Origin of the sequence: Nocardia sp. BMG51109 (genome assembly GCF_000526215.1) — a bacterium.
Classification (GTDB): Bacteria; Actinomycetota; Actinomycetes; order Mycobacteriales; family Mycobacteriaceae; genus Nocardia.
In genome coordinates, this window is record NZ_JAFQ01000004.1 from 8052923 (window position 1) to 8068355 (window position 15433).

The following is a 15433-nucleotide window of genomic DNA, read 5'->3' on the forward strand; positions in this document are numbered from 1 at the left end:
CCCTCCTGATGGTCCGGCTACCGCGGAACCACACGCATCGTGGTCTCGGCAGCTCGGTTGCTGTTGATCGAGTCGATGATCGCCGCGTAACGACGGTACTTCGCGCGGTAGGCGTCGTCGATGCGTTCACCGTCGCCGTCGACATCGACGAAATCGACGTCGACACCGAGATCGGCGGCCTGCAGATGACCCTCGTGGCGGCGCCGGGTGCCGCGATACCAGCCGGCGGCGGGGCCGATGACCGACCGGATATAGATATCGTCACCGTCCCGGACCGCCCAGATGGTCCGCGGTCTACTCAGCGTGCCGTCCGCACGGCGGGAGGAAATCTCGATCTCATCGACCCGGTCGGTCGTGGCGAGTTGATCCGGAGTCCATGCGGTCACGGGAATCTCCTTCGAATCGGTGGACGTCTACCGGTCCGGGTTTCTCACGTGTTCCCTACTGGTCCTTCAGCAAGGGTAGCCCCGTCCCGCCCTGCATCGTGACCGCACCACCTTCTAGGCTCGGTGGCCGATGCTGGACCAGGGAGGGGTAGGACATGTTCGGTCGGTTCGGAATCTGTGTCGCGCTGGCGATGGGGCTGGCCGCACTGCCGGCGTGCACCGGAGCCCCGGATCGCAGCCGGGAGGTCGAACAGCTGGAGCGAGAAATCTCGGCGATGCCCGGCGTGAAACTGTTCAGCGCCAACTCCGAGAACAGTTTCGAACGCGGGACGTATCTCGACCTCGAGGCCGAAATGACCGAGGCATCGGAGGACCGGATCGCCGCGGTAGTTTCGCGAATCGACCAGATCAAGGGGGACGGCTTCGGCGAATACGATCAAAGCGCCGAGTTCACCGTCGGACACGGGCTCAGCGTTGCGCGCAGCGCCGATCTGGATCCGCGGCAGATCGCCGATGACGCCCGACGACTGCGGCAGGTCACGGCCGCAGTACCGGCAGCCCCCGACTCGGAGATCAAGTGGTTCCGTAACCCGTCGGTCGCCGACCGGATGGAGGCCGACAACCTTCCGCGACAAGACCTTCTCTCCGCACTCCGCCCGGTGCTGGGCGACGAGGCCGTTCGGGTGCGGATCAGCTCGGACCGAACGGCCGGTGATGCGGTATGGACGGTCAACTTCCCACTGAGCGCCGAGCGGCAGGACACGGTGGATCACCAGGTGTCCGCGCTCCCGCTGAAGGCGTTGTCGCTCATCGTGGACGACGGGCATATCTCGCGCCTCACGGTCCGCGTGGACCAGTGGCCCGAGGGAGTCGAGGACGGCCTGGTGCGGATCGTCGAGACCATCGGCCCGTCTCCGCAGCATCCCCTGATGCTGCACTGGTCGACACCCAGCGGCCAGGGCCTGGACGGCTCGGTGAACGTCGGCGCCTGCGCCTACGGCCAGGTCTCCGGTGACGACCCACCCGAGGAGAGCCTGATACCCGACGCCGCCGAACTGCAGAAAAAGCTGCGCTCGAAATACGACACCTGCCCCAGGTGAGCTACCGCATTCGGCCGCCCGGACCACGGCATCCGATGCGACCGCGCCGGTCGGCAACTCCTCCTTCGCGAAACGGGAAACATCCTCCAGCGGCCCCGAAAGAGTTGCCGAGTTCGGGGATTGAGAGGGCCGCTCGCTGGGTATTCCGTTCTGTTGGCCGCTAGCCTTCCGGGTGTTGGTTCGCGTGCGATGTGCGGACGGGTTGCCGGGCGACGAAACGGGTGTGGGGTCAGATGCGTGTGGGACGGATTCGCCGGGGTGCGCCGGCGCCTGCCACCGGTCGGGCCGAGGAGCGGGCGCAGCGGGCGCTCGGGGTGGCCGTGGGAGTCGGCAGCGTGCTCTGGCTCGTCACACATCGGCCGACGATCGTGCAGCAGGCCCCGATGATCGCGTCCTGGTGGACACCGCTGGTGGTCGTGTCCGTGGCGGCGGCCGGAACGGCGGCGGTCGTGGCGGCCGTATTCTTCGGCGGGCGGGCCACGAGAATTTTCGCGGGGGTCCTGGCCGTGGTCGTGCCGGCCACCATCGCCGCGCTGCCGCTGGCCGGGGACTACGGATGTTTCGAACCCACCGGCACCTGGAGTCCGCCGCTGGTCGGCTGCACGGTGGTGGCCGCCGTGGTGGCCTGGCGGCGGCGGTGGCCCGTCTACCTGGTGCTGGCCGGCCTGATCGCCGTCGCCGTAGACGTCTATGTGGCCAGCAAAGGGGGTGTCCTCGGCACGCTCGAGAGCCTGGCGCGGACCTGGCTGATGGAGGGCTTCTTCGCCTGCACGTCGGCGGGCATCCTGCGGGCGGCGGTGCAGCTCGACGAGGCCACAACGGCGGCGGTGCGGCAGGCGGCGGTGGCGGCGACGGCCGAGGCGACCGATCGCGAGCGCGCCCGGTTCGCCGGGCTGATCCACGACAACGTGCTCTCCACCCTGCTCGACGCCGCGCGCGGCAACGATCCGGACGCGCTGTCCCGCGCGGCCGCCCGGACCCTGCGCCAGCTCGACGACACCGCCCACGACGCCGCCGACGACGTCACCGCGTGGGCCACCATCGAATCCGTGCGCGCGGCCACCGCCGCGGCCGGCGACTTCACCGTCGAGGCCGACATCGCGGCGCGGGCCGGCGCGCTGCCGCGCGAGGTGGTGACCGCGTTGAGTGCCGCCGCCGCCGAGGCGGCGCGAAACAGTATGCGGCACGCCGCGATCGACGGCCGCGCGGTCTCGCGCACGCTGGCCGTGGCGGTCGACGGGCACGGCGCTACCGTCCGGATCGCCGACGACGGAGCGGGTTTCGATCCGCGGCGGGTGGGCGCCGACCGGCTCGGCATCCGGCACAGCATCGTCGCGCGCATGCACCGCGTGCCCGGCGGCGACGCCGTCATCGACGCCCGGCCCGGCCACGGTTGCGAGGTCGTGCTGCGGTGGATGCGCGCCGAACCGGTCGCGTCCCACCTGCCCACCCTGATCAGCCTGCGCGGCCGGTCCGGGATCGTCATGCTGATCCTGATCGAGCTGGCGATCGCGATGCTGATGCTCGGCCCGCTGACCGGCGGCGCCAACCCGGTCACCGCGATCATCGCCTACGCGCTGACCGGGGCGGCCGGCGCGGCGGTGCTCATCCCCCGCCACGATCCGCTGCCCCCGGCCGCCACCGCACTGATCGTGCTCGCGGGCCCGGCCGCCGTCGTCACCACGCAGATCGCGCCGCCGGCGCACTTCGTCCACCACGCGTCGTGGATCCTGATGGCCTACGCCTACGCGCTGGCACTACTGGTGGTGCGCGGACGCATCGGCGCCGCCTGGATCGGGGTGGCCGCGGCCCTCGGAGTCTTCGCGGGCATCGACGCCGGACCGCTGGACGGCGCGGGCGCCGCCGCCGGAATCGTTTTGGCCGTCACCGGTTTCGCCGTGTACATGCGCCCGACGCTGCGGTCGTTCCATCAGGCCCGGGCCGAAGTGGCCCGGCATGCGGGAGCGGAGGCGCGCACCGCCGCGCAGGACCGCGAACGCCGCAGCCAGCTGGCCTATCTGGACCGGACGGCGCGGCCGATGCTGGAGCGGATCGCCGCGGGCGCCGCGCTGACCGACGCCCAGCGGGCGGAATGCTCGCTGCTGGAGGCGCAGCTGCGAGATCGGTTGCGCGCGCCGGGTTTCGCGACCGCGGAGATGGCGGAGGCGGCCCGCCGCGCACGGTCGCTGGGCGTCACCGTCACGCTGCTCGACGACGGCGGACTGGATGCGGTGCCCGGGGCGGTGCGCGACCGGGTCCTGGAGATCGCCATCGCGGCCGTGGATGCCGCGATCGACGGCCGGATCACCGTGCGCGCCCTGCCGCCGGGCCGCGACCTGCTGGCCACCATCGTCGCGCAGTCGGAGTATCCGCAGCGCATCGAGATCGCACCGGACGGGTCGGTGCTGCCGGTCCCGGAACCCACCGTGCGGTAACACTGCCGACAGGCCCGCACAAGTCCTGGTCGTCCGGGGATGTTCTCGGTCGCAGTGTCGGGACATGCTCTCGGTCGCAGCGCCCGGACACGCTCTTCGGCCCAGCGTCCAGCAACACACTCGAGCCCGACGTCCGGCAAACACACTCGAACCCCAGCATCCGGACACGTACTCGACACCCCGTCGTTCCGGCGTGCTCTCGGCCGGGATCCATCGTCGGTTGCGGAGGATTCCGGCCACAAGCACGCCGGAACGACGGGGTGAAGTGGGCCGGTGTCCCGTAACGCAACGGATGCGTTGGGTAACACGATCGAAATTGTATACCGGATACGATTTGGCCATCGGGTGGTTCCGCCGGTCAACCCGGGGCGGGACCGCCCACCGCAGTGCCCTTACCGCGTCACCCAGCGCGCAGTGGCGGCACGGGATCCGTGGGCGCGGAAGCCTTCTCGCGCAACGGGTAAGCATCTATCGATCCGGAGCCCCTGTGAAGAAACTCCTCGTCTGCGCATCGACGCTGTGCCTTCTCCTCGCCGGCACCGGATGCGGGGCCGACACACCCGCCGACCAGGTCACGGTCGGGCTGGCGACGTTCTCGGCCGAACAGGTCGATCCGTCGCTGGACCAGACCGCCGGGCTGAACTACAGCGGGCCGATGTTCGACTGGCTCATCGGCGCCACACCCGACGGCGCCCTGTCCCCCGCGACCGGCGCGCTGGAGAGCTGGACGCCCGACGCCGACGCCACCACCTGGACGCTGCGGCTGCGACCGGGCATGACCTGGCACGACGGCAGCCCGGTGACGGCGCGGGACGTCGCGTTCACGCTGCGGCACTTCACCGCGCCGGAGGCGATCTGCAGCAGCTGCGTGGCACTGCGCAGCGCCATCCGCGACATCGCCGTCACCGATCCGCGGACCACGGTGCTCACCCTCACCGATCCGACCGTCACCCTGCCCAGCACGCTCGGCCCGATCGAGGGCGATATCAAACTGCTCCCCGAGAACTACTACAACACGGTGGGCGCCAAGGGATTCAGCGAACACCCGATCGGCAGCGGCCCGTGGAAATTCGCCGGCAAGCGGGCCGGGGAGTCCATCACCTTCGAACGCAACGACCGGTACTGGGACCGGGCGCGCGTCCCCGGATTCCGTCTGCTGTCGGTGCAACTGGTCCCCGACCTGACGGCGCGCACGCTGATGATCGGCGACGGCAGCCTGGACGTGGCCGCCGTCGATCCGAACGACGTCCCGCCGTTGCGCGCCGACGGGACGACCATCCACTCCGTCGAGGACGTCGGCTACACCGCGCTGATGTTCTTCCGCGCCCAGGACCCGCAGTTCCTCACCGGGAACCGGGATTTCCGTGCCGCACTTGCCCATTCGGTGGACTGGGACACGGTGATCGAGAGCTTCTATCCCGAGGGCGTCGGCAAGCGGCATACCGGCGGCGCCGTCCCGTTCGCGTCCACCACCAGCGGCGCCCGGGCCGATCTCGCGCCCTACCGCTACGACCCCGAGGCGGCGCGGCGGGAACTGCGGGCCGCCGGATACGCGGGACAGCAGCTCACCCTGTACAACTACTCGTTCAACCTGAATCCGGAGCAGCCCACGGTCAACGAGGTGATCGCCGGGTACTGGCGTGCGCTGGGCATCACCGTGAAACTGGTGCCGGTCGACTGGGGCACCATCCGGCAGTGGCAGCTCCAGGATCCGCCCGCCTTCGATCCGCCGGCGGCGGCCGGGGTGCAGGCGCCGTCCACCCGCCCGTCGGTGCTGAACAACATGCGCACGTTCATGCTCAGCCATCGCGACGGCGGCTCCATCGACGCCTATCCGAATCCGGACTGGATCGGCACGCAGTTCCGGCAGATCTCGTCGATCGTCGACGAGGGCGCGCGCGACACCCGGCTGCGCGAGCTCAACCGCAAGCTCTACGACGACTACTGGTCGATCCCGATCGCGGAGACCTCGCTGCCGTTCGCCGTCGGCGACCGGGTGTCGTCCTGGACGCCCACCAACGGCTCACCCAACGATCTCGCCTACGAAACCCTCACTCCCGCCGGTTGATCCGGCCGATCTCCTCCCACAGGACATATCATGACAAGCACACCCCGTTCCCGTCGCGCGACCGGCGGCACCGTAGAACGACGCGCACCCGATGCCGTGCCGACCGGCCACCGGTCGCCGGCGAAGACGACAGCCGGTGACCGGTTCCGGACGAGCACGGCGGCGGAGCGCTGATGGCCGCCGAGCAGGACACACCGGTCCTCGAGGTGTCGGATCTGCGCACCGAGGTCCGCTCCCGGACCGCGCGCGGAACGGCCGTCGACGGTATCAGCTTCACCGTGCATCGCGGCGAAACCCTGGGCCTGATGGGCGAATCCGGATCGGGCAAGACCCTGGCCGCGCTGTCGGTCATCGGGCTGTGCCCGCAGCCGGCCGCCGGAATCGTCGGCGGCAGTGTGCGATTGAACGGATCCGAGCTGGTCGGCATGCCGCGGAAACAACTGAACCGGCTGCGCGGCAACGAAATAGCGATGATCTTCCAAGATCCACTGACCGCACTGCATCCGGCCCTGACGGTGGGCACCCAACTGGCCCGGGTGTTGCGCACCAAGGCCGGGCTCCGCACCGCGGACGTGCACCGGCGTCAACGGGAGCTGTTGCGCGAGTTGCAGATTCCCGATCCGGAGCAGAAGCTGCGCGCGTATCCGCATCAGCTCAGCGGCGGGACCCGCCAGCGCATCGTGGGCGCGATCGCGCTGGCGGCCGCACCGCGGCTGCTCATCGCCGACGAGCCGACCACCTCGCTGGACGTCACGGTGCAGGCCGCCTATCTGGCCATGCTCCGCGCCCAGCAGCGCCGGCGCGGGCTGGCGATGCTGTTCATCACCCACGACTTCGGTGTCGCGGCGCGGATCTGCGACCGCATCGCCGTGATGTATCGCGGGCAGATCGTGGAGGAGGACACCGTGGGCAACCTCCTGACCGCCCCGGACCACCCCTACTCGCGGGCGCTGCTGGATTCGGCCGATCAGGTCGCCGACCGCGACGGGCCCGGCCTCACCACCATCCCGGGGGAGCCGCCCTCGGTGTTCGCCCGGCAGAGCGGATGCCGCTTCGCCGAGCGCTGCCCGGCCGCCGAGTCCCGCTGCGTGCGACACGAACCACCGGTCGTGCCGAAGCGCTCCGGATCCGGGTACACCCGCTGCTGGTTGGGAGCCGACGATGACAACGCCTGACAGCTCACCCGAAGCGCTGATTCGCCTTGCGGGGGTGTCGAAGTCGTACCGATCGCACCGCCGCGGCCCGGTCGCCGCCGCGACGACGACCGTCCTGCGCGATATCGATCTGACCATCCACCGGCGCGGATCCCTCGGCATCGTCGGCGAATCCGGCTGCGGCAAGTCGACCCTGTCGCGGCTGATCCTCGGCCTGGAGCCACCGACCGGCGGCACCGTGCACTTCCGCGACCGCGACCTGCGCACCCTGCGGCGCGGCGACCGCAAGAGCTTCCGCCGGGCGGTGCAGGCCGTCTTCCAGGATCCGATGAGCGCGATCAACCCGAAGATGCGCATCGGCGACTTCATCGCCGAACCCGCCGTGATCGGCGGCCTGGTGACCCGCCGGACCCAGCACGACCTGGTGACCCGGCTACTGGCCGCCGTCGGCCTGTCCCAGCGGGACCCGAATGCCTACGCGCACGAGTTCAGTGGCGGTCAGCGGCAACGGATCTCGATCGCCCGGGCCCTGTCGTCCGAGCCGGCGCTGATCGTGATGGACGAGCCGGTCTCCGCGCTGGACGTCTCCATCCGGGCGCAGATCCTCAACCTGCTGCGGGACATCCAGCACAGCCGCGACATCGGGTTCGTGATCGTCTCGCACGATCTCGACTCGATCCGGCTCCTGTGCGATTCGGTGATCGTGATGTATCTCGGCAGGATCGTCGAATCCGGTTCCGCGGCAGCGGTACTGCGCAACCCGGTGCATCCGTACACGCGGGCGCTGCTGGCGGCCGAACCCGAGGTCCGCGCCGCGCCCACCGAATCGGAACCGCTGCACGGCGATCCGCCGTCGATGACCGATCGCCCGTCCGGGTGCGCCTTCCACACCCGATGCCCGTACCGCGCGCGGTTGGCCGCGGCCGACGCCGGGCGCTGCGCATCCGACGAACCGGCGGTCCATCGTCTCGGCGGCTCGGAGGTGGCCTGCCATTTCGCCCGCGATCTTGCCGCCGGGGCGGTCCCGTGCTGACCGCGCTGGCCGGTCGGCTCGCCCGCTGCGCGCTGACGATGCTGCTACTCCTGGCGGCGGTCTTCGTCGTGGCCCGGCTCACCGGCAATCCCGTGGATCTGATGTTGCCGCCCAACGCCTCCGAGGCCGACCGGCGGGCGATGACCGCGGCGCTGGGGCTGGACCGGCCGCTCGTCGAGCAGTTCGTCACCTATCTGGGCGACATCGTCACCGGCGACTTCGGCACCTCGATCAAATATCATGCGCCGGTCACCGATCTGGTGCTGCCGAAGCTCGGCGATTCGCTGCTGCTGGCGGGCGCGGCGACCCTGGTCGCGCTGCTGGTCAGCGTGCCGATGGGGATCTACGCGGCCTACTACCGCGGCCGCGCCGTCGACCGCGGGGTCATGATCGTCTCGCTGTTCGGCCAGTCGCTGCCCACCTTCGTCACCGGCATCCTGTCGATCCTGGTCTTCGCGGTGAGCCTGCACTGGCTGCCGGCCACCACGCGCAGCGGCGACTGGACCGGCTGGGTGCTGCCCGCGGTCACGCTCGCGTACTTCATCAGCGCCGGCATCGTCCGGCTGTTGCGCACGAACATGATCGACAGCCTGGCCTCCGATCACGTGCAGTTCGCGCGGGCGATGGGGGCGAGCGAGTCCTATATCCTCTGGCGTCACTGCCTGACCAGTGCCGCTCCCCCGGTGATCACCTATCTCGGGGTGATGTACGGCGTGCTGCTCGGTTCGTCGGTGGCCACCGAGGTCATCTTCAACTTCCCCGGTATCGGGCGGATGGCCTACGACGCGACGACCTCCCGGGATTTCCCGCTGCTGCAGTTCATCACCGTGGTCTGGGCGGGCGTGATCGTCGCGATCAACCTTGTGGCCGAGGTGGTTTCGCTGCTCCTCGATCCGAAACAACGGCAGGGGGCCCGATGAGCACGTCCGTCCCGATCACGATGCCGCGCAGGCGGATTCGCCTCACTCGCGCGGGTTTCGGGCGAAACTGGTTGCACTGGCTGGCCTTCGGCATCGTCGGCGCGATCACGCTCGCCGCGGTGTGTGCGCCGTGGCTCACCTCCTACGATCCCGTCGCACCGGATCTGCTGCATCGCTCGCTGCCGCCGTTCTGGCTGGACGGCGCGGATCCGGCGCATCCACTCGGCACCGACCGGCAGGGCCGCGACGTGCTGACCAGAACGCTGTACGGGGCGCGGGTGTCGCTGTTCGTCTCGATCACCGCGGTGCTGCTCTCGGCGGTGCTCGGGGTCGTGGTCGGCGTGGTCGCGGGCTCGGGGAACCGGGTCGCGGACGCGATCGCCACCACCGTCGTCGACGCGTCGCTGTCGTTTCCCACCATCCTGCTCGCGCTGGTGCTGGCCGCCGCGGTGGGTCCCAGCCTGCCGGTGGTGATCGCGCTGATCGTGGCCATGTCGTGGGGTCGCTACGCGCGGCTGACACGCACCCAGACGGCCTCGCTCATGTCCCGGGACTTCGTCATGCTCGCCAAGGTCGCGGGCGCCGGGCGGTGGCACATCGTCCGCCGCCACGTGCTGCCGAACCTGATCAACTCGGTGGTCGTGCTCTCCACGCTGCAGATGAGCTGGGCGATCATCACCGAGGGCATCCTCAGCTTCCTCGGCGCGGGCGTTCCGCCGCCGGCGGCGGCGTGGGGTTCGATGCTCGCCGAGGGGCGGGCGACGGTGATGACGTCCTGGTGGATCACCGCGGTGCCCGCCGCCGCCCTGGCGCTCGTCGTCCTCGGCTTCAACCTGATCGGCGAATGGGCCGAAGACCGTCTCGATTCCAAGGCGCTGTGAGACAAGCGCCCCTGCCGGAAGGAAATACATGACAGACCTCGCGGAGACGTACTACGACCGCTCGATGGAGCTGCCCGACGAGCTGATCGCCGGTGTCAGCGACGTCCACGTGCACAGCGGCCCCTGGCTGAAATCCTGCCCGGGCCGGCTCGATCCGTTCCGGATCGCGACGCAGGCGCGCGACGCCGGCATGCGGTCGCTGATGTTCTACGACCACACCCTCGGAAACAGTTGCGGCACGGCCTGGCTCACCGGCCGGCAGGTTCCCGGCATCGACATCTTCGGCGGCATCATCCTGACCACCGCGCTCGGCGGGTTGAATCCGCGCGCGGTCAAGACCGCCCTGTACTACGGATCCGGCGCGAAATTCGTCCATTTCGGGGCGCACTGCACCCATTTCATGGCCAGCCACGAGGGCAGCTTCGTCGACGGTGTGCCGGTGCCGTTCAAGGATCGGTACCCCGAATTCGCCGAGAAGGAACTCGCCCGGTCGATCCGGATCCCGCTGGCGGATCCGATCCCCGACGAGCTCGCCGAGATTCTGCGGCTCATCGCCGATCACCCGCACGTCCACCTCAATACCGGGCACGTCTCGGCGGAGGAGGCGATCCGGCTCGTCGATCTCGCACTCGAATTCGGCATCTCCAAGATCGTCGTCGCGCATCCGTGCCGCGGCCGGCTGACCGTCGACCAGCAGCGGGACCTGGCCGCCAAGGGGGTGCTGCTGGAGGGCGCGGTCTCGGACTGGATGTTCCACCGGGGCCTGCCGCGCGCCAATTACTACATCGAACGCGAATGGGCCGACGAGATCGCCGGTATCGCCAATGCGCCGGAGTACCAGGGCATCGTGCCGTGGGCGCGGCAGATCCGGGAGATCGGCGTCGAGCATTTCGTGCTCGGCACGGATTACGGAATCCGTTCGGGGCCGACCCCGCTCGAGGGAATGCGGCTGCTGATCAGCTCGCTGCTGGATCTGGAGTTCACCGCCGCGGAGATCCATACGATGATCAAGGCGAATCCGGAAAAGCTGCTCGATATCCGGTAGGCCCGTCGGATGCGACCACTACTGCTCATCAATCCCAACACCAACGCGGACACCACCGCCGCGATGCTCCGGCTGGCCCGTGGCGCCGCGCCGACGGGCGTGCGGGTCGAGGCGGCGACCGCACCGCACGGCGCGGCACTGATCCACGACACCGCGACGCTCGCCGGTGGTGCGACGGCCGTCGCCGAGGTGGCCGAGCGCACCGATGCCGCCGCCTACGCCGGGCTGATCGTCGCCGCCTTCGGCGATCCCGGCATGGCGGAGATCCGCGCCACCTGCCCCGTCCCGGTGACCGGCATCGCGGAGGCCGGAATCACCGAGGCGGCCGCCGGCGGGCGGCGCTTCGCGATCGTGACGACCACGCCGGGGCTGGTGCCGATGGTCCGCGACCTGGTGTCCGGCTACGGGCACGCGGCGAACTTCCTCGGCGTCCACCTCACCGCGGGCGATGCGGTGGATCTGATGAGCGATCGTCCCCGCCTGGAACGGGCCCTCGCCCGCGCCTGCGAGGTCGCGGCGGCCGGCCGCGCCGAGGCCGTCGTCATCGGCGGCGGGCCGCTGGCCGAATACGCCGGGGCGCTGCGCGCACGCGTCGGCATTCCGATCATCGAACCCGTCTCGGCCGCAGTAAGGTTGGCTTCGGCGCGCGCCCGGACCCGGTCGCCCGGGGCGGTACCGGACCCGCAGCCGCACCGGTGATCCGGCGATATGACGGCGATCTCGCGATATGACGGTGGCCCGCACTATCACAGCGATCTCGCGAAATGGGGGCCGCAGGAACGGTAAAGGAGAACGGGTGCAGGAGAATCGACGGCTACCGAAGAAGCTGGGTGAGGACGACTATCCGCTGCGCGACCAGATCTGCGATCAATTGCGCGAGCGGATCTGCGACGGCCGGCTCGCGCCCGGTGCGCGGCTCGTCGAGCAGACCCTGGCCGACGAGTTCGGGGTGTCGCGGGTTCCGGTGCGCGAGGCCCTGCGCATGCTGCTCGCGGAGGGCCTGATCATCACGCTGCCGCGGCGCGGGGCGGTCGTCACCACCCTCACCGAGGCGGATCTCGTCCACCTCTTCGACATCCGAGAGGCGTTGGAGGTGCTGGCCTTTCGGCTGGCCGCGCGCAATGCCGGCGCCGGGGACGTCGCGCGGCTGCGGGCGATCCTCACGGCCGCCGCCGCGGCGACCGAGACCGGCGACCACATCGCGGTCACGCGGCACAACACGGAGTTCCACGAGGCGGTGATCGATATCGCCGGAAACCCGTTCCTGCGCACCACACTCGAACCGCTCCTCGGCCGACTGCGCCTGCTGATCGGCCGCGGCCACGCCCACGAGTGGCAGCTGGCCGAACATCTCGCGCTGGTCGACGCCATCGAGCGGCACGACACCGAGGCCGTCGCGGCCGCCGCCCTGGAACACGTCCGGGTGAGCCGCGAGCGCACCCTGGCGCAGACCGCCGGGGCGACCGAGACCGCCTAGTCGCCGGTGTCACTCCCGCAGCAGGGCCTCGAACGCGAGGCGGTCGCCGCGGTACAGGGAGCGGACGCGCTCGACGGGGCGGCCGTCGGTGTCGACGGTGCGGCGGTTGAGCAGGATCATCGGCAGGGCGGTCGTGCATTCCAGCAGGGTCGCCTCGCGCGGGGACGCCGGCACCGTCTCGATCCGCTCGCGCGCCGAGCCGAACACCACACCGGCGGCGCGGATCGCGGCGTAGAGCGAGGTGGTGGGGTCGTAGCCGGTGCGCAGGCCGCCGAATCGCTCCCGGGTCAGGAAAGTGCTCTCCAGGCCGATCTTTTCGCCGTCGGCGAGCAGGATGCGTTCGAGCTGCATCACCGTCGCGCCGGCCGGGACCTCCAGCGCGGCGGCGGTTTCGGCGTCGGCCGGCACGTCGTCCCAGCCGACCAGGACCCGCCCGGGTGTCCGGCCCAGGCTCAGCGCCGCCTCGGTGTAGGAGCGTAACGACAACGGCTGCACCAGCTTCGGCCGCGACACCACGGTGCCGCGGCCCTGCCGCCGAATCCGGCCCTCGACCACCAGATCGCGCAGCGCCTGCCGCACGGTCTCGCGGGCCACCTCGAAGCGGCCGGCGAGTTCCCGTTCGGACGGAACCGGATCCCCCTCGTCGAGCTCGCCGATGATGCGCTCGATCTGCCTGCGCACCCGGTACCTCTTGGGTAGCCGGTCCCCCGAAACCGTACTGCCACCGGGTCTTTCGTCGGCGATGGGGCCGGGCGTGACCGCTGCCACGTCGGTTGCGTCCATGCCGACAGCGTACCCGCAATTGGTCTATACCAATTGTTAACCCGACGTTCGCACCCGCAACACCCGTGGGTCTAGACCATTGCCCATCATGCTCGGCATGCGTGTGGTCATCATCGGCGGCGGCATCCTCGGCACCGCGCACGCCCTGGCCGCGGTCGGCCGCGGCCACGAGGTCGTGCAGCTGGAGCGGGAGGCGGAGGCCCGCGGCGCCACCGTCCGCAACTTCGGCCTGGTCTGGGTTTCCGGGCGCAGCGACGCGGAAGTGGAGATCTCGCTGCGGTCGCGCCGGTTGTGGGAGGAGATCGGCGGCAAAGTGCCGGCCGTCGGTTTCCGGCCGGCCGGCTCGATCACCCTGGTGCGCACCGAGGCAGAGCTGGCCGTGGCCGTGTCGGCCGCGACGGGCCCGACGGCCGCCGAGCGCGGCTTCGAACTGCTCGACCCCGAGCGGGTTCGCGCCCTCAACCCACCGCTGCGCGGGAAATTCCTTGCGGGACTGCACTGTTCGACCGATGCCGCGGTGGAGTCGCGGCAGGCCCTACCGGCCGTGCGGGCCTATCTGGCGGCGACCGGGCGCTACACCTTCCATGCCGGCGCCGAGGCCCGCACCGTCACCCGGGGCGCCGTCACCGACGACCACGGCCGCCGCTTCGAGGCCGATCTGGTGATCGTCTGCCCGGGGGCGGCGCATTCCGGCCTCACCCGGGAACTGGCGGGCGAGCTGCCGGTGCGCCGGGTGCGGCTGCAGATGATGCAGACCGCGCCGCTCGGCGAGCCGCTGACCACCGCGATCGCCGACGGCGACAGCTTCCGCTACTACCCCGGATTCGCGGGCGCGCAGCTCGAACGCCTGAATCGCGAAGAGTCCCAGACGTTCACCGCCGCGCGGCACCGCATGCAGCTGCTCTGCGTGCAGCGCCTGCACGGCGGGCTCACCATCGGCGACACCCACGAGTACGAGGAGCCGTTCGCCTTCGATGTCGACGAGGCTCCCTACGAGCACCTCACCTCGGTCGTCGAGGAGCTGCTGGGCCGCAAGCTGCCGCCGATCGTGCGCCGCTGGGCCGGGGTCTACAGCCAGAGCACCGATCCCGCCGCGATCGTGACCCGCGTCCGGGCCGCCGACGACGTCTGGGTGGTCACCGGCCCGGGCGGCCGCGGCATGACCCTGGGCCCCGCGATCGGCGAGGACACCGCCGACCTGCTCAACCTGTGAAGGGAATCACATTGTCCGACAACCGGATCGAGCCGGCCGTGCTGGATACGGCCGGAACCGCGGTGACCGACGGCGGGCTGGTGCTGCGCGCCTTCGAGGCCGCCGCCACCGCCGCCGGGACCCCGGCCGAGGGCCCCGAGTACGAGGCGGCCGTCCGCTACGTGGTCGACACCATGAGAGCCGGGCGCTCGGCGCGAAAGGAGTTCGAGTGCGGGCGTGCCGCGCCAGTCGACCACGCGGCACGCCGGGCGGGGCACCCCGATGTGCCCGCCGACCAGGGTGGGAAGGTGACGCCCCGGTTCGAGCGCGCTACTGGCCGGATAGCGGCCGCTCGGGCGGCGTCACCACTGGCACGGTGACCTTCGGTTCGGCACTATTGCTGCGGCACTACTGCTCCGGCAGACGGCGCCGACCACCGGCCACGTCGATGACGAGATCAGTGTAGCCGTCCACCAATTCGGCCAACCGATACCAATGTTTATGGGTGTTGTCGCTGCGCGGGCCCTCGCGATCGATGACCTGGTTGGCATCGACCCAGCTCTGCGCCATCCGGTCGACCACCGCGCCGAGGCTCTCGGTGTGCAGGGACGCGCCGTTGCGGTGCTGCGGCAGCTCCTGGATCACCCAGTCGTTGATGTCGTCGACGAGTTCCCCGCGCCGGGTGTCGAGCTCCGCGAGCAGGATCGGGTCGTGCACCTGCACGCGCCGGGCATGCAGATCCGCCAACGTGCGGGCGGTCCGCAACAGCACCCGATCCTGGAATCGGCGGCCCTGGAACGCGCACAGCAGCTGCGGCGCGGTCGGCAGCACTCCGGCCATCGACGTTGTCGTCATCGTCGTCATCTCCGCACCCCGTACACACCCGAGAGCACTACAAATCGCACCAACATACTGATCTCCGGGTTCGGCTATACCGGTCATCGGATCGGTGGTCCACA

General features: G+C 70.3%; 15 protein-coding genes. 12 read left to right on the forward strand and 3 right to left on the reverse strand.

Annotated features, from left to right (window positions below; translation table 11 throughout):
- Positions 1-17 precede the first annotated feature (17 nt).
- Entirely contained in the window at positions 18-386 is a 369-nt protein-coding gene (locus D892_RS0137975) for a DUF2255 family protein (protein ID WP_024806261.1), read from the reverse strand.
- 155 nt (positions 387-541) lie between these two features.
- Between D892_RS0137975 and D892_RS0137980 the strand changes: the two genes are divergently transcribed.
- The 10 genes from D892_RS0137980 to D892_RS0138030 all read left to right on the forward strand — a co-directional run bounded on the left by D892_RS0137980 (position 542) and on the right by D892_RS0138030 (position 12499).
- Positions 542-1486 (forward strand): hypothetical protein, encoded by a 945-nt coding sequence (locus tag D892_RS0137980; protein ID WP_024806262.1) that lies wholly within the window; start codon positions 542-544, stop codon positions 1484-1486.
- A gap of 233 nt (positions 1487-1719) precedes the next feature.
- Positions 1720-3921 (forward strand): ATP-binding protein, encoded by a 2202-nt coding sequence (locus tag D892_RS48130; protein ID WP_051499361.1) that lies wholly within the window; start codon positions 1720-1722, stop codon positions 3919-3921.
- A gap of 487 nt (positions 3922-4408) precedes the next feature.
- Positions 4409-5989, forward strand: a complete 1581-nt coding sequence (locus D892_RS0137995; RefSeq protein WP_024806263.1) for an ABC transporter substrate-binding protein — start codon at positions 4409-4411, stop codon at positions 5987-5989.
- A gap of 173 nt (positions 5990-6162) precedes the next feature.
- Positions 6163-7164, forward strand: a complete 1002-nt coding sequence (locus D892_RS0138000) for an ABC transporter ATP-binding protein (protein WP_024806264.1) — start codon at positions 6163-6165, stop codon at positions 7162-7164.
- On the forward strand, positions 7151-8176 hold the full coding sequence (locus D892_RS0138005) for an oligopeptide/dipeptide ABC transporter ATP-binding protein (RefSeq protein WP_024806265.1): 1026 nt from the start codon (positions 7151-7153) through the stop codon (positions 8174-8176). Before D892_RS0138000 ends, D892_RS0138005 begins: the two co-directional genes overlap by 14 nt.
- The gene (locus D892_RS0138010) at positions 8170-9096 is read left to right on the forward strand and encodes an ABC transporter permease (protein WP_024806266.1); all 927 of its coding nucleotides are present in this window, start codon (positions 8170-8172) and stop codon (positions 9094-9096) included. Before D892_RS0138005 ends, D892_RS0138010 begins: the two co-directional genes overlap by 7 nt.
- A complete protein-coding gene (locus tag D892_RS0138015) occupies positions 9093-9977 on the forward strand; it encodes an ABC transporter permease (protein ID WP_024806267.1) in 885 nt (294 codons plus the stop codon). The genes D892_RS0138010 and D892_RS0138015 overlap by 4 nt, the downstream gene beginning before the upstream one ends.
- A 28-nt stretch (positions 9978-10005) precedes the next feature.
- A complete protein-coding gene (locus D892_RS0138020) occupies positions 10006-11022 on the forward strand; it encodes a DUF6282 family protein (RefSeq protein ID WP_024806268.1) in 1017 nt (338 codons plus the stop codon).
- A 9-nt stretch (positions 11023-11031) separates the two neighbouring features.
- Complete coding sequence (locus tag D892_RS0138025; RefSeq protein WP_024806269.1) at positions 11032-11721, forward strand: aspartate/glutamate racemase family protein; 690 nt, start codon at positions 11032-11034, stop codon at positions 11719-11721.
- 97 nt (positions 11722-11818) lie between these two features.
- Positions 11819-12499: a GntR family transcriptional regulator gene (locus D892_RS0138030; RefSeq protein ID WP_198037092.1), complete on the forward strand. Its 681-nt coding sequence runs from the start codon at positions 11819-11821 to the stop codon at positions 12497-12499.
- 9 nt (positions 12500-12508) lie between these two features.
- Here the strand turns inward: D892_RS0138030 and D892_RS0138035 are convergent, their stop codons facing one another.
- A complete protein-coding gene (locus D892_RS0138035) occupies positions 12509-13282 on the reverse strand; it encodes a GntR family transcriptional regulator (RefSeq protein WP_024806271.1) in 774 nt (257 codons plus the stop codon).
- Positions 13283-13379: 97 nt separating this feature from the next.
- Between D892_RS0138035 and D892_RS0138040 the strand changes: the two genes are divergently transcribed.
- Positions 13380-14495, forward strand: coding sequence for a TIGR03364 family FAD-dependent oxidoreductase (locus tag D892_RS0138040; protein WP_024806272.1), 1116 nt, complete (start codon positions 13380-13382; stop codon positions 14493-14495).
- 11 nt (positions 14496-14506) lie between these two features.
- Complete coding sequence (locus tag D892_RS49910; protein WP_024806273.1) at positions 14507-14854, forward strand: hypothetical protein; 348 nt, start codon at positions 14507-14509, stop codon at positions 14852-14854.
- 28 nt (positions 14855-14882) lie between these two features.
- Here the strand turns inward: D892_RS49910 and D892_RS0138050 are convergent, their stop codons facing one another.
- Complete coding sequence (locus D892_RS0138050) at positions 14883-15338, reverse strand: DUF4254 domain-containing protein (protein ID WP_369801796.1); 456 nt, start codon at positions 15336-15338, stop codon at positions 14883-14885.
- Positions 15339-15433: the final 95 nt, after the last annotated feature.